This is a genomic window from Planomonospora corallina, from assembly GCF_042650625.1.
GTDB lineage: Bacteria > Actinomycetota > Actinomycetes > Streptosporangiales > Streptosporangiaceae > Planomonospora_B > Planomonospora_B corallina.
Genome location: NZ_JBHSBM010000023.1, coordinates 130,364 through 155,241, shown reverse-complemented (window position 1 = coordinate 155,241; position 24,878 = coordinate 130,364). Strand labels below are relative to the sequence as shown.

General features: G+C 73.4%; 23 protein-coding genes and 1 pseudogene. 15 read left to right on the top strand and 9 right to left on the bottom strand.

The features are described 5' to 3' along the window. The first annotated feature begins 40 nt into the window (after positions 1 to 40). The 3 genes from ACFOWE_RS20005 to ACFOWE_RS19995 all read left to right on the top strand — a co-directional run bounded on the left by ACFOWE_RS20005 (position 41) and on the right by ACFOWE_RS19995 (position 1,893). The gene (locus tag ACFOWE_RS20005; RefSeq protein ID WP_377289984.1) at positions 41 to 1,033 is read left to right on the top strand and encodes a hypothetical protein; all 993 of its coding nucleotides are present in this window, start codon (positions 41 to 43) and stop codon (positions 1,031 to 1,033) included. Between the two features lie 205 nt (positions 1,034 to 1,238). Beyond that, on the top strand, positions 1,239 to 1,673 hold the full coding sequence (locus ACFOWE_RS20000) for a hypothetical protein (protein WP_377289982.1): 435 nt from the start codon (positions 1,239 to 1,241) through the stop codon (positions 1,671 to 1,673). Positions 1,674 to 1,692: 19 nt separating this feature from the next. Beyond that, positions 1,693 to 1,893, top strand: coding sequence for a hypothetical protein (locus ACFOWE_RS19995; protein WP_377289980.1), 201 nt, complete (start codon positions 1,693 to 1,695; stop codon positions 1,891 to 1,893). On the opposite strand, the gene ACFOWE_RS19990 is transcribed toward ACFOWE_RS19995, so the two are convergent. From ACFOWE_RS19990 to ACFOWE_RS19970, 5 genes are all read right to left on the bottom strand, one after another. Then, positions 1,854 to 3,368 carry a golvesin C-terminal-like domain-containing protein gene (locus tag ACFOWE_RS19990; RefSeq protein WP_377289978.1) on the bottom strand — a complete coding sequence of 505 codons (1,515 nt, stop codon included), beginning with the start codon at positions 3,366 to 3,368 and terminating at the stop codon, positions 1,854 to 1,856. The two genes, ACFOWE_RS19995 and ACFOWE_RS19990, sit on opposite strands and share 40 nt — an antisense overlap. A gap of 132 nt (positions 3,369 to 3,500) precedes the next feature. Next, on the bottom strand, positions 3,501 to 4,844 hold the full coding sequence (locus ACFOWE_RS19985) for an extracellular catalytic domain type 1 short-chain-length polyhydroxyalkanoate depolymerase (RefSeq protein WP_377289976.1): 1,344 nt from the start codon (positions 4,842 to 4,844) through the stop codon (positions 3,501 to 3,503). 116 nt (positions 4,845 to 4,960) lie between these two features. Continuing rightward, complete coding sequence (locus tag ACFOWE_RS19980; RefSeq protein ID WP_377289974.1) at positions 4,961 to 5,398, bottom strand: type II toxin-antitoxin system VapC family toxin; 438 nt, start codon at positions 5,396 to 5,398, stop codon at positions 4,961 to 4,963. After that, positions 5,395 to 5,646: a type II toxin-antitoxin system Phd/YefM family antitoxin gene (locus tag ACFOWE_RS19975; RefSeq protein WP_377289972.1), complete on the bottom strand. Its 252-nt coding sequence runs from the start codon at positions 5,644 to 5,646 to the stop codon at positions 5,395 to 5,397. The genes ACFOWE_RS19980 and ACFOWE_RS19975 overlap by 4 nt, the downstream gene beginning before the upstream one ends. A 171-nt stretch (positions 5,647 to 5,817) precedes the next feature. Next, positions 5,818 to 7,107, bottom strand: coding sequence for an alpha/beta hydrolase family protein (locus tag ACFOWE_RS19970; RefSeq protein ID WP_377289970.1), 1,290 nt, complete (start codon positions 7,105 to 7,107; stop codon positions 5,818 to 5,820). An 86-nt stretch (positions 7,108 to 7,193) separates the two neighbouring features. On the opposite strand from ACFOWE_RS19970, the gene ACFOWE_RS19965 reads away from it, so the two are divergent. Further along, positions 7,194 to 7,736 (top strand): helix-turn-helix domain-containing protein, encoded by a 543-nt coding sequence (locus ACFOWE_RS19965; protein ID WP_377289968.1) that lies wholly within the window; start codon positions 7,194 to 7,196, stop codon positions 7,734 to 7,736. Between the two features lie 114 nt (positions 7,737 to 7,850). Here the strand turns inward: ACFOWE_RS19965 and ACFOWE_RS19960 are convergent, their stop codons facing one another. Then, positions 7,851 to 8,651 (bottom strand): helix-turn-helix domain-containing protein, encoded by an 801-nt coding sequence (locus ACFOWE_RS19960; protein WP_377289967.1) that lies wholly within the window; start codon positions 8,649 to 8,651, stop codon positions 7,851 to 7,853. 232 nt (positions 8,652 to 8,883) lie between these two features. On the opposite strand from ACFOWE_RS19960, the gene modA reads away from it, so the two are divergent. Genes modA through ACFOWE_RS19945 form a run of 3 tightly spaced genes read left to right on the top strand, consistent with a single transcriptional unit; the run spans position 8,884 to position 11,571 of the window. Continuing rightward, a complete protein-coding gene (modA, locus tag ACFOWE_RS19955; protein WP_377289966.1) occupies positions 8,884 to 9,660 on the top strand; it encodes a molybdate ABC transporter substrate-binding protein in 777 nt (258 codons plus the stop codon). 40 nt (positions 9,661 to 9,700) lie between these two features. After that, on the top strand, positions 9,701 to 10,483 hold the full coding sequence (gene modB / locus ACFOWE_RS19950; RefSeq protein WP_377289964.1) for a molybdate ABC transporter permease subunit: 783 nt from the start codon (positions 9,701 to 9,703) through the stop codon (positions 10,481 to 10,483). A 59-nt stretch (positions 10,484 to 10,542) separates the two neighbouring features. Beyond that, positions 10,543 to 11,571, top strand: coding sequence for an ABC transporter ATP-binding protein (locus tag ACFOWE_RS19945; RefSeq protein WP_377289962.1), 1,029 nt, complete (start codon positions 10,543 to 10,545; stop codon positions 11,569 to 11,571). A gap of 22 nt (positions 11,572 to 11,593) precedes the next feature. Here ACFOWE_RS19945 and secA2 read toward each other — a convergent pair whose 3' ends face one another. Next, positions 11,594 to 13,819 (bottom strand): accessory Sec system translocase SecA2, encoded by a 2,226-nt coding sequence (gene secA2 / locus ACFOWE_RS19940; RefSeq protein ID WP_449301221.1) that lies wholly within the window; start codon positions 13,817 to 13,819, stop codon positions 11,594 to 11,596. Between the two features lie 357 nt (positions 13,820 to 14,176). On the opposite strand from secA2, the gene ACFOWE_RS19935 reads away from it, so the two are divergent. The 8 genes and pseudogenes from ACFOWE_RS19935 to mnhG all read left to right on the top strand — a co-directional run bounded on the left by ACFOWE_RS19935 (position 14,177) and on the right by mnhG (position 22,822). After that, entirely contained in the window at positions 14,177 to 15,880 is a 1,704-nt protein-coding gene (locus tag ACFOWE_RS19935; RefSeq protein ID WP_377289958.1) for a sensor histidine kinase, read from the top strand. A gap of 36 nt (positions 15,881 to 15,916) precedes the next feature. Beyond that, positions 15,917 to 16,285: a VOC family protein gene (locus ACFOWE_RS19930; protein WP_377289956.1), complete on the top strand. Its 369-nt coding sequence runs from the start codon at positions 15,917 to 15,919 to the stop codon at positions 16,283 to 16,285. 394 nt (positions 16,286 to 16,679) lie between these two features. After that, entirely contained in the window at positions 16,680 to 19,529 is a 2,850-nt protein-coding gene (locus ACFOWE_RS19925) for a Na+/H+ antiporter subunit A (protein WP_377289954.1), read from the top strand. Next, positions 19,526 to 19,962 (top strand): annotated as a pseudogene (locus ACFOWE_RS19920) (Na(+)/H(+) antiporter subunit C); the annotation flags it as partial. The gene ACFOWE_RS19925 and the pseudogene ACFOWE_RS19920, both read left to right, overlap by 4 nt. 99 nt (positions 19,963 to 20,061) lie before the next feature. Further along, entirely contained in the window at positions 20,062 to 21,567 is a 1,506-nt protein-coding gene (locus ACFOWE_RS19915; RefSeq protein ID WP_377290373.1) for a Na+/H+ antiporter subunit D, read from the top strand. Then, complete coding sequence (locus tag ACFOWE_RS19910; protein ID WP_377289952.1) at positions 21,564 to 22,163, top strand: Na+/H+ antiporter subunit E; 600 nt, start codon at positions 21,564 to 21,566, stop codon at positions 22,161 to 22,163. Before ACFOWE_RS19915 ends, ACFOWE_RS19910 begins: the two co-directional genes overlap by 4 nt. 19 nt (positions 22,164 to 22,182) lie before the next feature. After that, positions 22,183 to 22,452 (top strand): monovalent cation/H+ antiporter complex subunit F, encoded by a 270-nt coding sequence (locus ACFOWE_RS19905; RefSeq protein WP_377289950.1) that lies wholly within the window; start codon positions 22,183 to 22,185, stop codon positions 22,450 to 22,452. Continuing rightward, positions 22,442 to 22,822, top strand: coding sequence for a monovalent cation/H(+) antiporter subunit G (mnhG, locus tag ACFOWE_RS19900; protein WP_377289948.1), 381 nt, complete (start codon positions 22,442 to 22,444; stop codon positions 22,820 to 22,822). The genes ACFOWE_RS19905 and mnhG overlap by 11 nt, the downstream gene beginning before the upstream one ends. Positions 22,823 to 22,964: 142 nt before the next feature. Here the strand turns inward: mnhG and ACFOWE_RS19895 are convergent, their stop codons facing one another. Further along, positions 22,965 to 23,099, bottom strand: coding sequence for a hypothetical protein (locus ACFOWE_RS19895; protein ID WP_377289946.1), 135 nt, complete (start codon positions 23,097 to 23,099; stop codon positions 22,965 to 22,967). Next, the gene (locus ACFOWE_RS19890) at positions 23,081 to 24,772 is read right to left on the bottom strand and encodes a potassium/proton antiporter (protein ID WP_377289944.1); all 1,692 of its coding nucleotides are present in this window, start codon (positions 24,770 to 24,772) and stop codon (positions 23,081 to 23,083) included. Before ACFOWE_RS19890 ends, ACFOWE_RS19895 begins: the two co-directional genes overlap by 19 nt. Positions 24,773 to 24,878 lie beyond the last annotated feature (106 nt).

Here is a 24,878-nt window from a genome sequence, read left to right as displayed (position 1 = left end):
CACCGGCGGCCCTCGCTCCGCACCGTGGAAAGATGGCGGAATGCCGTTCCGGGTGGTGATGGCCGTAGTGACGGCCGCCTCGTTCATGACCGCGTCCCCTGCTCAAGCCGCGTCCACGACCGCGTCCCGTGCCGGAGACGCACCGGCCGGGCCGGTGATCCGCTACGCCGGCCTCAGCGCCTGCGTGAACGACGGCGGCGTCGGCCGGCATCCCTGCGGCCCGTGGAAACTCTGGCTGAGCGACGGCCGGGTCCGTGCGCTCCCCGACGCGCGCAGGACCGACGGCGACAACCCGGCGATGGGGCTCATGGCGGTCTCCCCGGACGGCAGGCGGGCCGCGTACTTCCGGGGGAGCGACGGCGCGCTCATGATCTGGGAGGTCGCCACCGGCAGGGCCCGTCAGACCAAGGTGAAGCGGCCGGACTCCGTCCGGGTGACCGGGCTGACCCTCTCCCCCGGCGGGCGGTTCGTCGGCGTGGAGGGGGAGCGGCCCACCGCCGTGGAGGGGGAGCACGAGTCGCAGGAGCCGTTCAGGGACCGGGTCGTGGACACGGTCACCGGGAGGACCTTCGTCCTGCCCCGGGGATACGGCCTGGCGAGGTTCAGCCCGGACGACAGGCACCTGATGGCCACCCACCGGTCCGGGGCGGTGGTCTACGCGACCGGGACGTGGGCGGTGAAGCTGCGGCGGTCGGTCTACATGGCGGGCGATCTCGGTCCCGACGGCGTCACCGTGGCCAAGGCGTCGAGGAACGACGCCTATCCGTCCAGGAACCGGGTCACCGTCCGCAACCTGGCCACCGGGAAGAAGAGCACCTTCCCCCTCCGGCTCCGCAAGGGCGAATTCCCCTCCAGCGCACGCTGGGACGCGGCGGGCCGCCTCGATCTCCTGACCGACTCCTACCGCGGGCCGAGCGGCAAGGAGTACCACACCTACACCTGGTACCGCCTGGACCGCGGGACGGGCCGGCTGCGGAAGCTCGACTCCTTCGTCGTCACGTCCGCCGTGGGGGACGTCATCCTGGCCGACTGACGGAGCCGGCTGGCGGAGCCGACTGACGGAGCCGGCTGGCGGAGCCGGACGGAGGGCGTCGGGCGCGGCCGATGGCCCCCGCGGACCTCTCCAGGACCTTCGAGGACCTTCGAGGACCTTCAAGGACCTTCGCCCCTGACCGGTCCGGCCCGCCGGGCATAGCGTGAGGTCAGCGGGGGAACCCACCGGACCCCTGGAGGCCGTCATGAGAGCCACCGCACCGGTGCGCGGGGCGGCCGTCGCCGCCCGCCGCTTCGGGTACGGCGTCGCCGCCATCGTCGACACGGTGCTGCTGCACCTGATCAACAAGGAGCCGGGCTGGCAGGCCGTACCGTTCCTCACCGAGGAGACCTGGCAGGTGCTGCCGCTGGTCAACCTCTCGCTGGCGGCGGGGGCGGTCGCCAACCTGGTCTACATGATCCACGACCCGGAGTGGCTGAGGTCCCTCGGTGAACTGGTCACCACGGTGATCAGCCTGGCCGCGCTCGTCCGGATCCTGCGGGTCTTCCCGTTCGCCTTCGGCGACCCCGCCGCCGACTGGGCGCTCGTCGCGCACTGGGTCCTGGTCTTCTCGATCGTCGGCACGGCCGTCGCCGTCGTCGTGAACCTCGTGAACCTCGTACGGCGGGCGGCCGGCTGACGGCCGTACCCTGAGGATCATGATCGAGGAGACCGGTGGCGGGACGGGAGAGGACGGGATCGGGGCCTGGCTCGACCGGGTCCACGACGAGTACGACGAGTTCGCCTACCGCCACGTCTACGCCGCCTACCTGGCCGTGCGCCCGCCTCCCGGAGCGGGGCGCCGGCCGGGCGGACGACGTCAAGCGCGGCTGATGCGGACGGCGTCGGCGATGACGTAACCGGTGCCGGAGGTCCAGCGGCTGACGCCCACGACGTCGTAGGTGCCGGCCCTGAGACTGAACGTGCCGAGGCTGCGCCAGGCGCCGCCGCCCGAGCGCTGGTCGACGTAGACGGTCTTGTTGCCGCTCGAGGTCGCCACGATGTAGGGCGCCGAGCTGTTGTAGCCGGGGTCGGCCGGGTACCAGACCTCGACCTTGTAGGTGCCCGCGCCGGGGATGCCCGCCCGGTACCAGGCGGAGTCGCCGGCCGCCGCCGGGGAGGCGAAGCGGTAGTCGGCGCCCTGACGCCGGCTGGAGAAGGTCGAGGTGCCCCAGCCGGCGCCGGCGGTGAACTTGCCCGCCGTGGCGTTGTCCACGATGGTCGACCACGACGGGGTGCTGCCGCCGGTCACGTGGTTCATGTACGTGGTCCAGTTCCAGTTCGAGCCCGGGTCGGTGTGCGTGGCGCCGGGCACCTGGTTGTGGCCGACGATGTGGGCGCGGTCCTTCGGGATGCCGTACTTGTCGCAGAGGTGGCGGGTCAGCGCGGCGGAGGCCCGGTACATCGCGTCGGTGAACCACGAGGCGTTGTCGACGTAGCCCTCGTGCTCGATGCCGATGGAGCGGGTGTTGTAGGTCCGGTTGCCCGCGTGCCAGGCGATGTCCTTGTCGCGGACCATCTGGGTGATGGCGCCGTTGGACGACTTGACCACGTAGTGCGCCGAGACGTCGGCACCGGGGTTCTGGAACCAGGAGATGCTGCCGGCGTAGGAGCCCTGGGTGACGTGGATGACGATCCGGTCGATGGCGTGACTCGACTCGCGGCTGGAGGCGGTGTAGTTGCCGGAGTTCGCCGCCGCCCAGGCCGCGGGCCCGTAGTCGGTGCTCAGCGTGGTGGCCGACGCGGTCAGGTCGCGGGCCCCGGCGTACTCGCCGCGGTCGGCGGTGACCTCCTGCGGCACGACCACGAGGCCGCCGGGAGCCCTGATCCCGACGCCGAGCATCTCGTATACGGAGTCGGCATACAGGCGGGCCGTCTCCGGGGACGAGGCGTTACCGTAGGCGGCCACGGCCCCGTACCAGCGGCCCGGGTCCTTGCGTGCGGTCTCGTCGAGGCCCAGCGTGTCGGCGTGGGCGCGCAGCACCGCGGCGCCGCCGAGGACGTTCGCGGGGGTGTCGGAGCGGAGCTCGGCGACCGGCAGGCCGGTGAGCTCGGCGGCCTTCTCCAGGGCGTGCGTGGTGGGGTTGCTGACCAGGTGCATCACGCCGTAGCCGCCGCTCGCGCTCGGCTCCCCGCCGTGGTCGTCGAGTCGGGTCTCGGCGTAGCCGAGGGCGATCAGCAGGTCGCGCGGGACGTCGTACTCGGCCGCGGCCCGGTCGAAGGCGGCGGACAGCGGTGTGGCCCGATCCGCCAGGGCCGGTTGGCCGGCCGTGACCAGCAGGGCCGTCAGGGCGGAGACGGCGAGAGCCGTCAGCCGCCGGTGGGCGCGTGTCATGGGGATCTCCTCGCTGGGGGACGACGGCAGCACAGTAGGGGACTCCCGTGACACATGTCGGTAATTTCCATAAATGGTGAGTCAGGAGAAGATTTTTATCTCACCGGCGCCTGAAGGCCTCGACGGCCGCGGTCAGCCGGCGGCGCAGGGGGCGCCGTTGAGGCTGAAGGAGGCGGGCGCGGCGGTGTTCCCGGTGTGGGCGCCCTGGAAGCCGAAGTCGGCCGAGGCGCCCGGAGCGATGGTCCCGTTGTAGGAGGCGTTCCTGGCGGTCACCTGTCCGCCGGACGGTGAGACGGTGGCGTTCCAGGCGGAGACGACGGTCTGTCCGGCCGGGAGGGTGAACGCCAGGGACCAGCCGCCGACCGGGGAGGAGCCGGTGTTGGTGATCCGCACCGAGGCGGTGAAGCCGGTGTTCCACGCGTTCACGGTGTAGGCGACCCGGCATCCCGCGCCCGGCGTCGCGGTCGGCGTCACCGTGGGGGTGACGGTCGGCGTCACGGTGGGGGTCGCGGTGGGGGTCACCGTGGGGGTGACGGTGGGGGTCGCGGTGGGGCCGCCGCCGTCCAGGCCGAAGAACCGGATCGCGGCCTCGGCCATCCCGCCCATCGGCAGGTTGTGCCCGACTCCCTGGAGGCTGACGGCCTCCACGGGGGCCTGCTCGCCGGCGCTCCCGTAGCGGGTCCGCGTCCAGCCCGGGCGCGGGCTGTCGCTGAGCACCGGGGTCTGGCCGATGCCGTGGACGTTGGTCCACTGCTTGATCTGCTCCTGGAAGTTCGGGTAGCGGAGCGTGGCGTCCTCGGTGCCGTGCCAGATCTGCATCCGGGGACGCGGACCGCTGTGGCCGGGGTGGGCGGCGCGCACCAGGTCGCCCCACTGCTGCGGGGTCCTGACCACCTGCCCGTTGGCGCAGGCGCTGTTCCAGCCGGAGCCGTCGGTGGTGGCGAAGCAGCCGAACGGCACCCCCATGAACGCCGCTCCGGCCTTGAACACGTCGGGGTAGTCGCCCAGCAGGACGTTGGTCATCATGGCTCCGGACGACGCCCCGGTGACGTAGACCCGGTCGGGGTCGCCGCCCAGGCGCTGCAGGGCGTACCGGACCATCGACATGATCCCCACCGGGTCGCTGCCGCCGTCGCGTCGGAGCGCCTGCGGAGAGGAGACGTCGAAGCAGGAGCCGCTCCGCGTCGCGGACGGGTACACGATGACGAAGCCGTACCGGTCCGCCAGGGAGGCGAACTCCGTGCCCGAGTGGAAGGCCGGCCCGGAGCCGGTGCAATAGTGCACGGCCACCAGGACCGGGGGCCTGGCCTGGACCCGGTCCGGCACGTACAGGTGCATGCGCAGGTTGGTCGGGTTGGCGCCGAAGCCGGTCACCTCGGTCAGGGTCGCCGAGGCGGCGGGGGACGCCGCGGTGACGACCCAGGCCGCCACGAGCGTCACGGCGGCGGCCACCGCTGCCAGCACTCTGCTTCTCATCCTCATCCGCGCTGTCCTGTTCTCCCGTACGGCCACGCGGGACGACATGGCCTCTGAAAGATTCGGGATATCACCGAAATTTTCCAGTCATCAAGACCTGCCGTCAGGCTTCTCCGTCAAGTGGCGCTGACCTGCGGACGGGCAGTGGGGTCGGGGCGGGCGGCATGAAAATTTCGTACGGCGGGCCGTACAGGCGACCGAGGCGGACGGGACCGGCGCCGCGCCACGGCGGCGTTCACGGCGTCCGTCAGGCCGATGTTCATCGTCCGGTGGCGGACCATGAGTGCGCGGGCGGTGCGCAGGTGCGGTGAGAGCTCGGGAACCTCGTACCGCTTCACGTCGACCCGGTCCATGATGTGGTCGAGGACCGCGAGGGCGGCGTTCTGGCCGATCCTGCCGGTGACGAGACAGTCGAGTTCGGCGAGCACCAGCGGGGAGATGACCAGGTGGCTGATCTGGGCGCGGGCTTTGACGCAGGCGGCGTGCTCGGTGTCCTGGCGGTTGAAGAGCGCCAGGAGTGCGGACGTGCCCGCGACGGCCACCGGAGCGCTCACCGGCCGAACCTCTCGGCCGGCAGCGCGTCGGTGCGGGCCGAGAGATCGGGCGGTCCGTCGAACAGGGGAAGGTCGTCATCGTCGCCCATCGGATCGGTGGGGAACGGGGGCGGCGGTTCCATCTGATCGGCGGGGACCAGCGTGGCGATGTGCCGGCCGTTCTTCGTCGCCGCGACGGTCTCGCCGTGTTCGGCGGCGGCGAGGATCCGGGCGGACCGCTGGTTGAACTCGCGTGCGGTGGTCTCCATGCCGCCAATGCACTACTTATGTACTACTTGAGGACGTCTCTTTCGCGCAGGACCGGGAGGGCTCCGCCGCGTACGCGCATGCTGTGATCTTCGCAGAGATCCCGGACGTCCCAGCCGGAGGCCTCGGCCGGGTGGTACGGCGAGCCGTACCACCCGGCCGGGGCGGCAGGGTCAGCGCTCGGGGAGGCGGCTGGTGATCCAGTCGGTGACGAGGGTGAGGACCTCGGGGTCGGTGGGCTTGCGGACCTGCTGCTTGTAGGTGCGCAGGCCGCCGTTGCCCTCCTCCTCGCGGCGGAGCAGGTGGCTGAGGCCGGGCATGCGGACGGTCGTGACGTCGCCGTCCACCAGGGCCGCGATCGCCTCCAGGTCGTCGGGGTCGACCTGGACGTCGTTGGCGCCGGTTACGGCCAGGACCGGCGTGCGCAGCGCGCGCAGGTGCGGAGCGGGGTCGAAGGCGATGAACTCGCGGGTCCAGCGCGCGTTCGTCTTGCGCCCCTGGATCCAGGCGACGTCGGTCGTCGTGGCCTTGATCTTGGTCACCGCCTCGGCCTGCTTGGCGACCAGGTCGGTGCGGAGCACGCGCAGGACGAGCCGGACCGGCGCGGGCAGGTCGCCGGCGATCTGCCGGGTCTGCCAGGACAGGGTCTCCTCGCCCGTCTTCGCCATGCCGGCCAGCAGCACGACCCCGGCCAGGTCCGCCGAGGGCTCGGCGGCCAGGGCGGTGGTGACGACGGCGCCCTCGCTGTGCCCGATGACGAACACCTGGGCCGGGTCGACCTCCGGCCGGGTCCGGAGCCAGGCCAGCGCGGCCCGCGCGTCGTCGATGTTGTCGCTCAGCCCGGCGGCGAGGAAGGAGCCCTGCGACTCGCCGACGCCGCGCTTGTCGTAGCGGAACGAGGCCACCCCGGCGCGGGCCAGGGCGTGCGCCAGGTCCCGGCTGGTGCCGATGCGCATGCTCTTGTGGTTCGCGTCCCGGTCCAGCGGGCCCGAGCCGGTGACGACCAGCGCCACCGGGTACGGCCCGGCGCCGGTCGCGCCCGCGGGCGGGAGGGCCAGGGTGCCGCCGAGGGTCAGCTCCCCGGAGGCGAAGGTGACGCGCTGCTCGACGGCGGGCTCGGGCAGGCCGGCCGCCGCGCGGACGCGGCCGGCGAGGGCGGCCGCGTCGTCGTCGCCGACCATCAGCTCGGCGTAGTCGGCGCCCTCCAGGGTGACCCGTACGGCCGGCGTGCCGCGGCGGGCGACCACGAAGGCCTTGCCGCCCGGCCTCCGCCAGGTGCCGATCTTCGTCCGGCCGGGGATCGCCAGGCCGGGGGCGCGGAGCCCGCGGACCTCGGTCACCGGGTTGCGCACCACGTCGACATCGCGGACCGCGGAGAGCGGCACGCGGATGTCCCCGTGGAGCCCCGCCACCTTCTCGCCCTCGCTGAGCGCCAGCACCAGCTCGGTCGCGGTCGTCGTCATCGTCGCCATCGTGCGTCCTTTCCTCTTTGCCTGGCAATGAGTATTCTCATCTTTGAGATTGATGTCAAATATGAGATTGTTGAGCCATGAAGATCGCGAAGACGACCAGCGTCGACCTCCTCCTTCACCCGGTGCGCCTGCGGATCGTCCAGGCGCTGCTCGGCGACCGCCGCATGACGACCGCGGCCCTCGCCGCGGAGCTCTCCGACGTCTCCACCGCCACGCTCTACCGCCACGTGGCCGCGCTGACCGACGCCGGCGTCCTGGAGGTCACCGGCGAGCAGCGGGTGCGGGGCGCGGTGGAGCGCACCTACGCGCTCCGCCTGGCGGCCGCGCAGATCACCGAGGAGGACCTGGCCGCGATGACGACGGAGGACCACCGGCAGGCCTTCATGGCCTTCGTCGCGGGGCTGATGGCCGACTTCGACCGCTATCTGGAGGGGGGCGACGTCGACCTGCGCCGCGACGGCGTCGGTTACCGCCAAACCGCCCTGTGGCTGTCCGACGCCGAGTTCGCCGCGTTCGCGGCCGACCTGCGGGCCGTGTTCGAGACCTGGGCGGCCAACGGCCCGGGGGAGGGCCGGACGCGGAGGAGGATCACCAACATCCTGATGCCGTCCGCGACCTAGGGAGACGGCCGGGGAGACGGCCGGGGAGACGGCCCCACCGCCACGGCTGCCGCCGGCACGGATTCCACCGGAACGGCTCCACCGGCGGGACCGGCCCGGGCGGGCGGCGGGCCGCTAGTCGGGGTGGTGCTGGTGCTGCAGGTAGGCGGCGGTCTCGGGGTTGGCGGGGAAGTACGCCTCGATGGCCAGCTCGGCGACGGTGATGTCGAGAGGCGTGCCGAACGTCGTCATCGTGCTGAAGAAGACCAGCTCGCGGTAGCCCCGGCGGAGCCGGAGCGGGATCACGATCTGTCCCTGCCCCGTGCCGATCTCGGGCTCGGGCTGGTCGCAGGGGTAGCCGTCGAGCTCCCGCCAGAGCTCCGTCAGCTCGGGGTCGGCGGTCAGGCTGATCTGGCGGCGGAGCCGGTGCAGCAGGTGGGCCCGCCACTCGCCGAGGTTGAGGATCCGGTGCGCGATCCCCTTGGGGTGCAGGCTCAGCCGCAGCACGTTGACGGGCGGTTCCAGCAGCTCCGGCGCGACGCCGCGCAGCAGCAGACCGGTGGCGGGGTTGCGGTCCACGAGGTTCCAGCGCTGGTCCACGACCACGGCGGGGTACGGCTGGTGGCCGCCGAGCACCTGCCCGATGGCCTCGCGGACCGAGGTCATCTCCGGGGAGTTCAGCGGGGTCTCGGCGAAGACGGGGGCGAAGCCCCCGGCGAGCAGCAGGTGGTTGCGCTCGCGGAGCGGCAGCTCCAGCTCCTCGGCGAGGTGGAGGATCATCTCACGGCTGGGCCTGGAGCGGCCCGTCTCCACGAAGCTCAGGTGGCGGGTGGAGATGTCGGCCTGGATGGCGAGGTCCATCTGGCTCATCCGCCGCCGTTCCCGCCACTGGCGCAGCAGTTCGCCGACGGGGCGGCTCGTGCTGGTGGAGGTCACGAATCGCACGATATCCAGCAATGATCTGTATTGCCATTACCTCGTCGGTAACGGCCGTCGTGACATCCTCTGCGGCATCTCTTGCGGTGTCCGCTGGAGCATCCCCGGCGGCATCCCTTGCGTATCCGCTGGGACATCCCCGGCGGCACCCGCCCTGGCATTCCCTGGAGCATCCCCGGCGGCATCCCCCCGTAAGGCACGCCGGGCGCGGGATGTGCCAGGATCGGGCGGCGTGGGGCACCGAAATCTCCAGACGGCGCTACGGCGGACGGCCGGAGGGGCGGCGGCGCTGGCGCTGCTGGCCGTGACGGCCGCGTGCGGTTCCTCCGGGACCGGCGAGCGGACGGTCACGGTGTTCGCCGCGGCCTCCCTGACCGAGGTCTTCACCGGGCTCGGCGCGGACTTCGAGGCCGCCGAGCCCGGGGTGGACGTCCGGTTCAACTTCGGCTCCAGCGCGACGCTGGCCCAGCAGATCGTGCAGGGCGCCCCCGCCGACGTGTTCGCCGCCGCCGCCCCCGCCCCGATGAAGACGGTGACCGACGCCTCCCTGGCGGGCGCGCCCGCCGTGTTCGCCAGGAACCGGCTCCAGCTCGCGGTCCCCGCGGGCAACCCCGCCAAGGTCACCGGCCTGGCGGACCTCGCCGACGCCCGGATCAAGGTCGCGCTCTGCGCGCCCCAGGTCCCCTGCGGCGCCGCCGCGGTCAAGACGCTGGCCGCCGCCGGGGTCGAGCTCACCCCGGTCACGCTGGAGCAGGACGTCAAGGCCACGCTCACCAAGCTGGAGCTCGGCGAGGTGGACGCGGCCCTGGTCTACCGGACCGACGTGCGGGCCTCGGCGGGCAAGGTCGAGGGGATCGACGTCCCCGAGGCGGCCGAGGCGGTCAACGACTACCCGATCGCGGTGCTGAAGGACGCCCCGGCCGGGGACCTCGCCGGGCGCTTCGCGGACCTGGTCCGCTCCCCGCAGGGCCGGGCCGCGCTGGCCCGGGCCGGGTTCGAGGTCCCGTAGCCATGGCGGGGAACGCACGGCACGGGAACGGGGAGGCCGGATGAGGGGACGGGCCCCGTGGCTGCTCACCGTCCCGGCGATCGCCGGCCTCGTCTTCCTCGTCGCGCCCCTGGGCGGTCTGCTGGTGCGGGCCCCGTGGCCGCAGATGGGGCGGCGGCTGGCGGAGCCGCTGGTGCTGGAGGCGCTGCGGCTCTCCCTGGTCACCGCCACCCTCGCCACCGCGATCTGCCTGCTGCTCGGGGTGCCGCTGGCCTGGCTGCTGGCCCGGGGGCACTTCCCCGGCCGCCGCCTGGTCCGCGCGCTGGTGACGGTGCCGCTGGTGCTGCCTCCCGTGGTCGGCGGCGTCGCCCTGCTGCTCGTCCTGGGCCGCAACGGCCTGGCCGGGCGGTGGCTGCACGAGGTGTTCGGGATCTCGCTGCCGTTCACCACGGCCGGGGTCGTGCTCGCCGAGGCGTTCGTGGCCATGCCGTTCCTGGTGATCAGCGTGGAGGGCGCGCTGAAGGCCGCGGACCTGCGCTACGAGGAGGCGGCGGCCACCCTGGGGGCGTCCCGGTGGCGGATCTTCACCCGGGTGACGCTGCCGCTCGTCGCGCCCGGCGTGACGGCCGGGGCGGTGCTGTGCTGGGCGCGGGCCCTGGGCGAGTTCGGGGCCACCATCACCTTCGCCGGGAACTTCCCCGGACGGACCCAGACCATGCCGCTGGCGGTGTATCTCGCGCTGGAGACCGACCCGGAGGCCGCGATCGTGCTCAGCCTGGTGCTGCTGGCGGTCTCCGTGCTCGTGCTGGCCAGCCTCCGCGACCGGTGGACGGGGACGTCGTGACGGCCCGGCACGGGAGCGGGGACGGGGACGCCGGGCACGCCGCCCCCCGGGGCGGACCCATGATCACGAGCAGGCTGGTGGTGGAGCGGCCGAGGTTCCGCCTGGACCTGGAGCTGGACGTCGCCGCCGGGGAGGTGGTCGCCCTGCTCGGGCCGAACGGCGCGGGCAAGACCACGGCCCTGCGCGCGCTGGCCGGGCTGCTTCCCCTGTCGGCCGGGCACATCCACCTGGACGGCGAGCCGCTGCACACCGCGCCCGCCGAGCACCGCCCGGTCGGCATGGTGTTCCAGGACTACCTGCTCTTCCCGCACCTGTCCGCGCTGGACAACGTCGCCTTCGGCCCGCGCTGCCACGGCGTGCGGCGGCGGCGGGCCCGCGAGGTCGCCCGCCGGTGGCTGGCGCGCGTCGGCCTGGCCGGCCACGAGGACGCCCGGCCCCGCGAGCTCTCCGGCGGCCAGGCCCAGCGCGTCGCCCTCGCCCGGGCGCTGGCCGTACGGCCCCGGCTGCTCCTGCTCGACGAGCCGCTGGCGGCGCTCGACGCGCACACCCGGCTGGACGTGCGCGCCGCGCTCCACCGCCACCTCGGCGACTTCGACGGCGCCGCCGTCCTGGTCACCCACGACCCGCTCGACGCGATGGTGCTGGCCGACCGGCTCGTCGTGGTGGAGGACGGCGCGGTCGTGCAGGAGGGCCCGCCCTCGGCGGTCGCCCGCCATCCGCGCACCGACTACGTCGCCAGGCTCGTCGGGCTCAACCTCTACCGCGGCGTCGCCGACGGGCACACCGTACGGCTGGACGGCGTCACGCTGAACGCGGCCGAGTCCTGCGCGGGCCCGGTGTTCGTCGCCTTCGCACCCACCGCGGTCGCCCTGTACCGCACCCGCCCGGACGGCTCGCCCCGCAACCTCTGGGAGGCCGAGGTCGGCGGGGTGGAACGGCACGGCGACCACGTCCGGGTCCTGCTCACCGGGCCGATCGAGGCCGCGGCCGACGTCACCGCCGCGGCGGTCGCCGACCTCGGGCTCGGCCCCGGCACCCGGGTCTGGGCCGCGCTCAAGGCCACCGAGACCCACGCCTACCCGGCCTGACGCCCCGGGCGAGGGGCCGGGGTCAGCGGCGGCGGGCGCGGGCGAGGCGGCCGGCGATGCGCTCCAGCTCGGTGCCGAAGGGGTTGTCCTGCACGAGGTAGGTCCAGGTCGCGGTGGGGCGCTGGACCCCCGCGCCGGCGAGGTCGAGGCCGCCGGCGGTGAGCTCGGCGGTCTCGAGGGTCGCGACCGAGCGGGAGCCGACCTCGGCCAGCATGCGCCGGTAGGCGGTGACGGCCTCCGCCTGGAACGCGGCGAGCGGGTCGGTGCGGCCGAGGGCGCGCAGGTGGATGCCCTCGCGGACCTCGGCGAGGTGCGCCAGGTGCTCGGCCCAGCAGCGGTCGAGGTGGAACAGGACGATCTGCCGCGCCGCCCCGTCCAGCACCTCCTCGGCCCCGCCGCTCAGATCCTCCAGGGCCTCCAGGCTCTCCAGCAGCTCGGCCCAGCGCCCGGGGGCGGCCTCCGCGAGCGCCTCGGAGGCCGCCCGCCCGCGCAGGACCTTGCCCCGGCGCTCCAGCACCTCCTCGCGCTGGCGCTCCAGCAGGCGCGTGTAGCGCCAGGTGTTGCGGTGGATCTCCAGGTTGACGCCCTCGGCGACGCGCTGGGCGTGCGCGACGAGCCGCTCCGAGGGCGCCCCGCCGCGGTACTCGTCGGCCACGTAGCGGGCGATCAGGTCGTCCTCGCCGCTGACGAAGAAGACCGAGCCGCCGGGGTCGCCCTGCCGCCCGGCGCGGCCGCGGAGCTGGTCGTCCAGGCGGCTGGCGGCGTGCCGGCCGGAGCCGATGACGTACAGCCCGCCCAGGGCGGCCACCCCCTCGCCGAGACGGATGTCGGTGCCGCGCCCGGCCATCTGGGTGGAGACGGTGACCGCGCCGCGCTCCCCGGCGCGGGCGATGATCGAGGCCTCCTCGGCGTCGTTCTTGGCGTTGAGGACCACGCACTCCAGGCCGCGCCCGGCCAGCGTCAGCGCGAGCCGCTCGGACTCGGCCACGTCCGGCGTGCCCACCAGGACCGGGCGGCCGGTGGCGTGCGCCTCGGCGATCTCCTCGGCCAGCGCCCGGTCGCGTTCCATGGCGTGCTCGAAGAGCCGGTCCGGTGAGTCGGCGCGGACCAGCGGCCGGTTGGGCGGGACGACGGCGACCTTCAGGTCGTAGAACTCGCGGAGCTGGTCGCCGACGGCCACCGCGGTGCCGGTCATCCCGCACCTGACGGGATAGCGGGTGATCAGCCCCTGGACGGTGACCGAGTCGAGGATCTCGCCGGTCTCCGAGGGGGGCAGCGCCTCCTTGGCCTCGACCGCCGCCTGCAGGCCGTCCGGCCAGCGCTGCAGCAGCGCCACCCGGCCCCGCGACGGGTTGATCAGGTGGACCCTGCCGTCGCGGACGATGTAGTCGACGTCCCGGGTCAGCAGGGCGTGGGCGTGCAGGGCGAGGCTGACCTCGGCCAGGGTGTGCGGGTCGTCGTAGAGCACGACGCCCAGCGCCTCCTCGACGGTGTCGATGCCCTTGGAGGTCAGGTGGACGTTGCGGGCCTGGTCGTCGATCTCGTAGTGGTAGCCCTTGACCAGCCGCCGGACCAGAGCCGCCGTCTCGGGCACCGCGCCGCCCTCCTCGGTGGCCCCGGCCAGCACCAGCGGCACCCGCGCCTCGTCCACCAGCACGGAGTCGGCCTCGTCGACGAGCGCGACCTCCGGCTCGGGCACGACGAGGTCGGCGGCGTCGGTGCGGAGCCGGTCGCGCAGCACGTCGAAGCCGATCTCGCTGACCGAGCCGTAGGTGACGTCGCGGGCGTAGGCGGCGCGGCGCTCGTCCGGGGTGGAGCTCTGCCCGATCCAGCCGACCGAGACGCCCAGCGCCTCGTACAGCGGGGCCATCCACTCGGCGTCGCGCCGGGCCAGGTAGTCGTTGACCGAGATCACGTGGACCCGCCTGCCCTGCAGCGCGTATCCCGCGGCGGCCATCGCGCCGGACAGGGTCTTGCCCTCGCCGGTGGCCATCTCCGCGACGTGGCCGGAGAGCAGGGCGAGCGTGCCGACCAGTTGCACGTCGTACGGGCGCAGCCCCAGCGTCCGGTCGGCGGCCTCGCGCAGCAGGGCGCAGAAGGCGGCCTGGTCGTCCACCCGGGCCTCGGGCAGCTCGCCGAGTCCGCGCAGACGCCCGGCGTGGGCGTGGGAGGCCGCCACCGCGCGTTCGAAGGGCGTCAGATCGACCGAGCCGGGGCGTTCCAGGAACCGCCTGACGAACTGCTTTATCGAGGCCACGTTCCCTCCAACGTCCGCTCCCGGGACCGCGTTCCCGTCCGCGACCGGCCCACCGGCCCACCGGCCCACGGTGCGCCCGCCGCCGGTGCGCCCGCCGCCGGTGCGTGCGGGCACGGGCCGGGCGCGCCGGTGGGGCCACCGTACCGGCGTCCGGGACGCCCGCGCACCCGGGGCTCCGGGACTCCGCGGCGCACGACACGCCCGCGCACCCGGGGTTCCACGGCGCACGACACGCCCGTGCGTCCGGCCGGACGCGGCTCTCCGATCGGATCAGGTGGCTTCTGCCGGTATGTTGTCCCAGCCATCGAATGCCCGCCCGCCGGCGGGACCGTGCCGAAGGTGAGGGCGATGACCGCTGACGAGACGGCCCCGCCGCCCGCCGCGCCGACCCGGGCGGGTCGCTGGAGCGCGCAGGGGTGGGTCAACCTCATGCTGCTGTGCATGGCGCTGCTGCTCTGCGTGGCCGCGATGACGGGCGCCACGGCCCTGCAGAACACCGCGGGAGTGTCCAACCGCCTGGCCGACAAGATCTCCCCGGCCCGGGTGGAGGCGGAGCGGCTGCAGGCCGCCCTGCTGGACCAGGAGACCGGCCTGCGGGGCTTCGTCATCACCGGCCAGGAGCAGTTCCTGGAGCCGTACACGGCGGGTCTGCAGGAGAAGCGGCGCTCGATCGCCGAGATCAGGCGGCTCATCACGGACGAGCGGCTGCTGGGGGCGCTGGCCGAGGTGGAGCGCCGGGCCAGGTTCTGGCGCCAGGAGTACGCCGAGCCGACGATCGAGCTGGTCCGGGAGGGCGGCCCGGAGAAGATGGACCCGGTGCGGGCGGAGCGGGGCCGGCAGGCCTTCCAGGCCGTCCGGCAGGCGCTGGAGTCGCAGAAGAGCGTGTGGACGCAGGTGCGGGACGAGGCGCGCGCGGACCTGGAGGAGGCGCGCGTGCTGCGCGACGCCGCCTTCCTCGGCATCCTCACGGTCCTGCTGTTCGCGATCATCGGGGTGGCGGTGCTGCTGCGCGTGGTGGTCTTCCGGCCGCTGGAGCGGCTGGGCGCCGCCTCGCGCCGGGTCACCGGCGGGGACTTCGACCACCACGTCGACACCGGCGGGCCCGCCGACATCGCCGCGCTCTCCCGCGACATGGAGGCGATGCGCGAGCGGATCGTGGCCGAGCTGGAGACGACCCGCCAGGCCAGGCAGCAGCTGGAGGAGCAGGCGACCGAGCTGCGGCGCTCCAACGCCGAGCTGGAGCAGTTCGCCTACGTGGCCAGCCATGACCTGCAGGAGCCGCTGCGCAAGGTGGCCAGCTTCACCCAGATGCTGGAGCAGCGCTACGGCGAGCAGCTGGACGAGCGGGCCAAGCAGTACATCGCCTTCGCGGTGGACGGCGCCAAACGCATGCAGGTGCTCATCAACGAGCTGCTCACCTTCTCCCGGGTGGGCCGTGTCACCCGCGAGCCGGTGGTGTTCGGCATGGAGGAGGCGGTCTCGGCGGCCCTGCGCAACCTCGCCGCCGCGACCGAGGAGTCCGGGGGACGGGTCGAGGTCGGGAGCCTGCCCCGGATGACCGGTGACCGGTCCCAGTTCGTGATGCTCTGGCAGAACCTGATCGGCAACGCCCTGAAGTTCCGCAGCCCCGACCACGCGCCCGTGGTCCGCATCGAGGCGCGGCTCCAGGGCACGGAGTGGCTGATCAGCGTGACGGACAACGGCATCGGCATCGACGCCCGGTTCGCCGACAAGATCTTCGTCATCTTCCAGCGGCTGCACAACCGCGAGGCCTACGAGGGGACGGGCATCGGCCTGGCGATCTGCCGGAAGATCGTCGAGTACCACCGGGGAAGGATCTGGCTCGACACGGACCACACGGACGGGACGCGCTTCGTCATCGCCCTGCCCGTGGCCGGCGGACCGGAGGAGATCGGCCTGTCCGACCCGGAGCCGGCCTCCTCCGGCCCGGAGGAGGAGCCGGCCTCCTCCGGCCCGGAGGAGGAGCCGGCCTCTCCCGCGGGCGACGGGCGGCAGGAGCCGGCGCCCGCGGATCCGCTCTCCCATACCTGACATCAGGTGGCAGGTACGGGCGGCACGATCGGAGCCATGACCACTACCGCGAAGTTCCTCGCCGTGACCATCGACTGCGCCGAGCCCAGGCGGCTCGCGGAGTTCTACGCGACCGTGCTCGGCTACGAGGTCCGGTACGCCGAGGACGAGTACGCCGGCATCGGCGACGGCACGATGAACATCTACTTCCAGAAGAACCCCGAGCGCAGGCCCGCCGCCTGGCCCGGCCCGGACAAGCAGTTCCACCTCGACGTGCGCGTCCCCGACGTGGAGCAGGCGGTGAAGGACTATCTGGAGCTCGGGGCGAGCAGGCCGGACTTCCAGCCCGGCGGGGAGGGCTGGACCGTCCTCGCCGACCCGGAGGGCCACCTGTTCTGCGTCTGCCCCACCCGCGAGGACGGTTAGACCTCCGGCCGTCGTCCCTCTCCGGGACCACGACCATCTCCATGGTGTTCACCTGGAGAAACGGGGACCAACCCAGAGGGTGCCGTTGCCGCTCCCCGCCCAGACTGATAAGGGGACGGACCCCGTCGTCTCCCTGGACCCCGGGAGACGACGGGGTCCACGCCGGACGGGCGGAGCCGACGGGGGAAGAGGGAATGCTCATGCTGGGCGGTCGGACGGCCTCCACCTGGCAGGTGACGCCTGACCGCTCTCTTCCACGGGACCCACCGGCGGACGGAGAACGTCCTTCGGCGATGCGCGCGGACCTGCCGCCGGTCTCACGCCGGTCCGTCACCCGCCTCTCCGCCCCCCGTGCCCGGCCGGTCGGCATCCTGGCAGGTCGGGGGGGACCCCGATGAGCACACCGGCCCCGGTGCCCGGCGCGGAGGGGGTCCTCCTGCTCGTCGCGGTCCACGCGCTCGCCGCCGCGGCCGCTCCGCCGCTGGTACGCCTGCTGGGGCGGCGGGCCCTGTACGTGCTGGGAGCGGTCCCGGCGGCCGCACTGGTGTGGGCGCTGGCGCACACCGGCCAGATCCGCGCGGGCACCGCCGTGGCCGGGACCTACCCGTGGGTGCCGCAGCTCGGCCTTGAGATCGCCGTCCGGGTGGGGGTGCTCGGCTGGCTGATGGTCGTGCTCGTCGGAGGGATCGGCGCGCTGGTCCTGGTCTACAGCGCCCGCTACTTCGCCGCCGGTGAAGAAGGGCTCGGGCGCTTCGCCGCGGTGTTCACCGCGTTCGCCGGCGCCATGCTGGGCCTGGTCGTCTCCGACGATCTGCTCGTGCTCTACGTGTTCTGGGAGCTGACCACCGTCTTCTCCTACCTGCTGATCGGCCATGACCCGGCCCGGCGGGCGAGCCGGATGGCCGCCATGCAGGCGCTGCTGGTCACCACACTGGGCGGGCTGGCGATGCTGGCCGGCTTCATCATGCTCGGCGAGCACGCCGGGACCTACCGGTGGTCGCAGATCGCCCAGGCGCCGCCGGGCGGCGGGTACCTGGCGGTCGCGCTGCTGCTCGTCCTGCTCGGCGCGCTGAGCAAGTCCGCGATCTTCCCGTTCAGCTTCTGGCTGCCGGCCGCCATGGCCGCGCCCACCCCGGTCAGCGCCTACCTGCACGCCGCGGCGATGGTGAAGGCCGGCGTCTTCCTGGCCGCGCTGATGACACCGGCCTTCGGGGAGGTGGGCGTGTGGCGGGGGGTGCTGCTGGCCGCCGGCACGGTCACGATGCTCCTGGGCGGGTGGGCGGCGTTGCGCCAGCACGACGCGAAGCTGCTGCTCGCCTACGGCACGGTCAGCCAGCTCGGCCTGCTCATGGCGGTGTTCGGGGCCGGGAGCCGCGACGCGGCGCTGGCCGGTACGGCGATGCTGCTGGCGCACGCGCTGTTCAAGGCCGCCCTCTTCCTCGTCGTCGGCATCATCGACCGCTCCACCGGCACCAGGGACCTGCGTGAGCTCAGCGGCCTCGGACGGGGCGCGCCGTGGTCGGCCGCCGTCGCCGCGCTGGCGGCGGCATCGATGGCGGGGGTACCGCCGACGGCCGGTTTCGTCGGCAAGGAGGCGGTGTTCGAGGCCCTGCTGCACGGATCCGGCGCGGACCGGGTCGCGCTCGCCGGCCTGGTGCTCGGCTCGGCCCTCACCGTGGCCTACGCCCTGCGGTTGCTGTGGGGGGCCTTCGCGAGCAAGCCCGGGGTGGCCGCCGTACGGCCCCGCCGTATCGGGTGGGTGTTCCTGGGACCGGCGGCGCTGCTGGCCGTGGCCGGGCTCGCGGTGGGTGTCTGCGCCCCGGCGGTCGGCGGGATGCTGGCCGGGTACGCCGACGCCGTCCCTGCCGCCGGCGTCCCGTACCGCCTCGCGCTCTGGCACGGGTTCACCCCGGCTCTGGGGCTGTCCGTCCTGGCGCTGGCGGCGGGCTCCGCCCTGTTCCTGCTCGCCGGGGGCCTGCCGGGCAGGCTACGGCTGCCGGTCGACGGGGCGCGCGTCTACGACCGCGTGACGGAGTGGGTGGGACGGCTCGCGGTGGAGCTGACCGGAGCCACCCAGCGCGGATCGCTCCCGTTCTACCTCGGTGTCATCCTGCTCACACTGATCGTGCTGCCCGGCGGGGTGATGCTCGCCGGGCAGCCGTGGCTCCGGCCGGGGCGCGCCTGGGACACCCCCGTGCAGGCGGTCGTCGCAGCGGGAGTGATCACCGCGGCGGTCTTCGCCACCCGGGCGCTCCGCCGGCTCGCCGCCATGGTCCTGGTCGGGGTGACCGGGTACGGCACCGGGGTGCTGTTCGTCCTGCACGGCGCGCCCGACCTGGCGCTGACGCAGTTCCTGGTGGAGACCGTCACGCTCGTGATGTTCGTCCTCGTCCTGCGCCGCCTGCCGGCGAAGTTCTCCCAGCGGCCCATCCTGGCCGACCGGCGTGGGCGCGTCGCGATCGGCGTCATCGTCGGCGCGGTCGCCGCCGGCATGGCCTACGCCGCCACCGGCGCTCGCCGGGTGCCCCCGGTCTCGGTCGGCTTCCCGGAGTTCTCGGTGTCCTACGGCGGCGGCAGGAACATCGTGAACGTCACCCTGGTCGACATCCGGGCCTGGGACACGATGGGGGAGATCTCGGTGCTGGTGGCGGCCGCCACGGGCGTGGCGAGCCTGATCTTCCGCGGCTCCGATGCGCTGCGCCGCCACAGGGACGCCCTGCCGGTGATCGGGGCGCAGGCGGGGCGCTGGCTGGCGACCGCCCCGGACCCCGGGACCCGGCAGCAGTCGATCATCCTGCAGGTGGTCACCCGGCTGCTGTTCCACACCATCGTGCTGTTCTCCGTCTACCTGCTCTTCTCCGGCCACAACACGCCGGGCGGCGGGTTCGCCGCCGGGCTGGTCTGCGGGCTCGCCCTGACCGTGCGGTACCTGGCCGGCGGCCGGGCCGAGCTGAACGCCGCGGCCCCCATCGACGCGGGCGTCGTGCTCGGCGCGGGCCTGTTCGTCTCGGTCGGCGCCGGCGCGGCGGCGATGCCGTTCGGCGGGCAGGTCCTGCAGAGCGCGGTGCTGGACCTCCACCTGCCCGTGCTGGGCCACGTCCACTTCGTCACGTCGGTCTTCTTCGACGTCGGCGTCTATCTCATCGTCGTCGGGCTGGTGCTCAGCATCCTGCGCAGCCTCGGCGCCGAGATGGACCGTCAGAAGGAGTCCGACGACCACACCCTGACCGAGGAGCCGGCGTGACGCCCAACCTCACCTACGTCGCCACGGTCGGCGTGCTGTTCGCCGCCGGCGTGACCCTGCTGCTGGAACGGAGCCTCACCCGGGTCCTGATGGGAGTGATCCTGCTGAGCAACGGCGTCAACCTGCTGATCCTCATGGGCGGACGGGCCGGCGGGGCGCCGATCGTCGGAACCACCCCGCAGGACCGGATGAGCGATCCGCTGCCGCAGGCGATGATCCTCACCGCCATAGTGATCACACTCGGCATGACCGCGTTCCTGCTGGCGCTGGCCTACCGGAGCTGGCTCCTCGTCGGCCATGACGAGGTGCAGGACGATGCCGAGGACCGCCGGATCGCGTGGCTCGCCGAGCAGGACGAGGGCCTGTCCGCCGACGACGAGGACGGAGACGAGGACGGCGGCGGGAACGGCGGCGGGAACGGCGGCGGCACCGACCGGCCCGCCCGCCCCGGCGACGGGACGGGGGCGCCGTGACGACGGCCCTCGTCCCGCTGCCGGTGGTCATCCCGCTGCTCGGAGCGGCGCTGACGCTGATGCTGGCCGGGCACCCGCGTGCGCAGCGGACCGTCAGCCTCACCGTGCTCGGCGCGACCCTGCTGGTCGCCGCCGCCCTGCTGGCCGTCTCCTCGCTGCGCGGACCGCTGGTCGTCGAGGTGGGGGGGTGGGCGGCGCCGCTGGGCATCGTCCTGGTCGCCGACCGGTTCGCCGCGCTCATGCTGGTCGTCTCGGCCGCCGTCACCCTCGCCGTGCTGGCGTACTCCATCGGCCAGGGCATGGCCGACGGCGAGGAGGAGACACCGCTCTCGGTCTACCACCCGACCTACCTCGTGCTCGCCGCCGGCGTGACCAACGCGTTCCTGTCGGGGGACCTGTTCAACCTCTACGTCGGCTTCGAGATCCTGCTGGTGGCCAGCTACGTGCTGATCACCCTGGGCGGCACGGAGAACCGCATCCGGGCCGGCACGACCTACGTCGTGGTCAGCCTGCTCTCCTCCATGATCTTCCTGGCCGCCCTCGGGCTCGTCTACGCGGCCACCGGCACCCTCAACCTCGCGCAGCTCGCCGGCCGGTTCGACGCCCTGCCGGACCACCTGCGACTGATGCTGCAGGGCACGCTGCTGCTCGCCTTCGGCATCAAGGCGGCGGTCTTCCCGCTCTCGGCTTGGCTGCCCGACAGCTACCCCACCGCTCCGGCTCCGGTGACCGCGGTCTTCGCCGGCCTGCTGACCAAGGTCGGCGTGTACGCCATCATCCGGACCGAGACCCTGCTCTTCCCCGGCGGGCGCGCGGCCGACCTGCTGCTGGTGGCGGCACTGCTGACCATGCTGGTCGGCATCCTCGGCGCGATCGCGCAGTCCGACGTCAAACGGCTGCTCTCCTTCACCCTGGTCAGCCACATCGGGTACATGCTGTTCGGAATCGGGCTCACCACCTCCGCCGGCCTCTCCGCCGCGATCTTCTACGTGGTGCACCACATCGTGATCCAGACGACGCTCTTCCTCGTCGCCGGCCTGGTCGAACGCCGCGGGGGCAGCACCTCCCTGGACCGGCTCGGCGGGCTCGCCCGGCTCTCGCCGCTGCTCGGGGTGCTGTTCTTCGTCCCCGCGCTCAACCTCGCCGGCATCCCGCCGTTCTCCGGTTTCCTCGGCAAGACCGGCCTCCTGCAGGCCGGGATCTCCGAGGGCCGCCCGCTGGCCTGGGCCCTGGTCGCAGGCGGGCTGCTGACCAGCCTGCTCACCCTCTACGCCGTCGCCCGGGTGTGGAACCTGGCCTTCTGGCGCGTCCCGCACCCCGGCATGCCCGACGGTGACGACCTCTCCCACCGCGGGCGGCCGCCCGGCAGGGGAGGGGAGAGCGCCCAGGGACCCGGCGCGATGCTGCCCCGGCTGATGGTCGCCTCCACCGCCGCGCTGGTGGTCCTCAGCGTGGGACTCACCGCGCTCGCCGGGCCGCTGTTCGACCTGAGCGGCGGGGCCGCCGTCCACCTGCTCGACCGGACCCCGTACATACGGGCGGTCTACCCGGACGGTGCGCCGTGAGCCCCCGCCGTACCCCGCGGAGCGACGCCGCTCCCGCCCCGCTGACCCCGCGCGAACGGCGCCGCAACCGGGTGGCCGCCGTCGTCGCCCTGGTCACCGTGTGGGTCCTGCTGTGGGGCTCCTTCACCTGGGCCGACCTCGTCAGCGGCCTCGCCGTGGCGGCCGTCGTCCTCACCGTGTTCCCGCTGCCGCCGGTGACCTTCACCGGGCACGTCCACCCGCCGGGCGCACTCCGCTTCGCCCTGCGCTTCCTCCTGGACCTGGTCGTCTCCAGCTTCCAGGTCGCCGCCCTCGCGTTCCGGATCGGGCACACTCCGCGCAGCGCGATCATCGCCGTACCGCTCCGGGTCCGCTCCGACCTCAACCTCACGCTCACCGCCGAGGCCCTGTGCCTGGTCCCCGGCAGCATCGTCATCGACGTCGACCGCGCCGCCGGCACGCTGTACGTCCATGTCCTCGGCGTGCGGGACCGGGCGGAGGCCGACCGGTTCCGCCAGAGCGTCTGGCAGCTGGAGGCGCGGATCATCGCCGCGATCGGCTCGGCCGCCGAGCGACGCCTCATCGCCGCCTCCGCCAGTCCTCCGCCATCCGCATGAATCGGGAAGGACCACCCGCATGACCATCGTCATCATCACGGTCGTCACTCTGCTCGCCGTCGCCGGCATGCTCACCCTCGCCCGGATCGTCCACGGCCCGTCCGTCCTCGACCGGATCGTGGCCACCGACGTGCTGCTGGCCGTCATCGTCGCCACCATCGCCGCCGATGCCGCCTACAGCCGTGACGCCACCGCGCTGCCCGTGCTCGTCGTCCTGTCCATCCTGGGCTTCACCGGCGCGGTGAGCGTCGCCCGCTTCACCGCCGGGAGCCGCCGCGATGAGTCCTGAGACCGTCCTCGACGCCGCCACCGCGGTGTGCCTCGTCACCGGAGCCCTGCTCAGCCTCTCCGCCGGGGTCGCCCTGATCCGCTTTCCCGACCTGCTCTCGCGCATGCACGCGGCCACCAAGCCCCAGGTGCTCGGCCTGCTGCTGGTGCTGCTCGGCTGCGCGCTGCGGCTGCGCAACACCGTGGACATCACGACGCTGGTGCTGATCGGTGTGTTCCAGCTGGCCACCGCCCCCGTGTCAGCGCACATGGTCGGCCGCGCCGCCCATCGGGAAGGGCTGGTACGTCCCGATCTGCTCGTCGTCGACGAGCTGTCCGCCCCCGCCGACAGGAGCGGCGGACAGTCCGGGGACCGGCGGGAGAACCCCTGACCGGCAGGGTGCGTCTCCATCACCGCCCCGGGGCCGCCGCCCTGGTCCGCGGACATGTTCCTCGTGCCTCCGCGGAGCCGGCCGTCCGGCGGGTGAGGGCTCTCTCACCCGCCGGACGGCCGGAGCCCGCCCCGGACCGGGGTCAGGTCTTCTTACCGGTGATCTCGGCCAGGCGACGCTCGACGGCGGCGAGCCGATCGGTGAGCGAAGGGCTCAGCAGCAGCTCGGCCAGCTGGTCGGCCTCGTCCTCGTCGAGCTCTATGGTCTGCGTGGGCACGTCGGGATCAGCGGCTCCGTAGATGAGGAGGGTGCGCCGCTCATCGCCGTGGTCGATGACGCCGATGCGCTGCCCGTGCCGGGTCTCGCACTGGTGGACGGTTCCGGTGCCGGGGATGGTCGCTGGGATGATGTCCATTTCAGATGGCCTCCGTTCGGTGGTGGGGGGACGGGACTCGGATCCGCCTGGCCGGTCTCGCCGTACCAGTGGGCCAGGCGGCCGCGGCGGCCGACGGCGCGCAGGCGCCGCTCGGCGGTCTCACGGGTGCCGCCGGTGGCGACGATGAGCAGTTCGTCTCCCTCCTGCAGCCGGGTGTCGGGGGCGGGCACGCACGTGGTCCGGTCGCGGATGATCAGGTTGACGGCCGCCGGCGGGGGCAGCCGGAGCTCGGCGATCTCCACTCCGTGCAGTCGGGAGCCGGGCGGGATGGACACGGTGAGCAGCTCGGCGTCCAGCACGTCCAGCGGGGCGGACTCGATCTCCACCTCCCGCGCCTGGTCGGGCTGGGCCAGGCCCAGCAGCCGGGCCAGGCCCGGCAGTGTCGGGCCCTGGACCAGGGTGAAGATGACGACCAGGACGAAGACGATGTGCAGCAGCCGCTCGCTGCCCGGCACGCCGGCCACGACCGGGAAGGTGGCCAGCACGATCGGCACCGCGCCGCGCAGGCCCGCCCAGGAGATGAACGCCTGGTCCCGCCAGGGGATGCGGAAGGGGATCAGGCAGAGCACCACGGAGACCGGCCGGGCCACCAGCAGCAGGACCAGGCCGACGACGAGGGCCGGCAGCAGCGCGGCGGGCAGCTGACCGGGGTCGACCAGCAGGCCGAGGATGACGAACAGGCCGATCTGGGCCAGCCAGGCGAAACCCTCGGCGAAGGAGCGGGTGGCCGCGCGGTGCGGCAGCACGGCGTTGCCCAGGACGATCCCGGACAGGTAGGCGGCGATGATCGCGGAGGCGCCGGCCGCGCCCGCGGCGGCGAAGGCGATGATCCCCAGCCCCATGCTGGCCAGCGGGTACAGGCCGCTGGCCGGCAGGGCGACGTAGCGCAGGGCGATCACCCCGGCCCCGCTGACCATCAGGCCGATCACGGCCCCGACGACGATCTGGTAGGCCATCTGCCCGCCGATCGCCAGCGGGTCGGGAACGCCGCCGGACGCGCTGAAGACCAGCACCAGGATCACGGTGGGGGCGTCGTTGAATCCCGACTCGGCCTCCACCATCGCCGACAGCCGCTTCGGCAGCGAGAGCGAGCGCATCACCGCGAAGACGGCCGCCGCGTCGGTGGAGGAGACGATGGCGCCGATCAGCAGCGCCAGCTGCCAGTCCATGCCCAGCAGCAGGTGCGCTCCGGCGGCGGTGACCAGCACGCTGACGACCACCGCGGCGGTGGCCAGCAGCGCGGAGGGGGCCAGCAGACGGCGCAGACCGGACCAGCGGGTGCTGAGACCGCCCTCGACCAGGATGACCGCCAGTGCCGAGGTGCACAGCGTCTGCGCCAGCTGCGCGTCGTCGAAGCGGATGCCGAGGACGCCCTCGCCGAGCAGCACGCCGAGACCGAGGAAGAACAGCAGGCTGGGCAGGCCGAGGCGGCCGGCGGTGCGCGCCGCGATGATGCCGGCCAGCAGGACCAGTCCACCGGCCAGCAGCACTCCGTACAGCTCCGGCAGATTCATGGCGACGCCTTCCCGGTCCCCCAGCCGCCGGACGACGACCGACCGCGCCGTTGCCTTCCCGCTCCGCCGGACCCCCGCCCCTGCCTTCGGTCCTTTCCGTCACCCC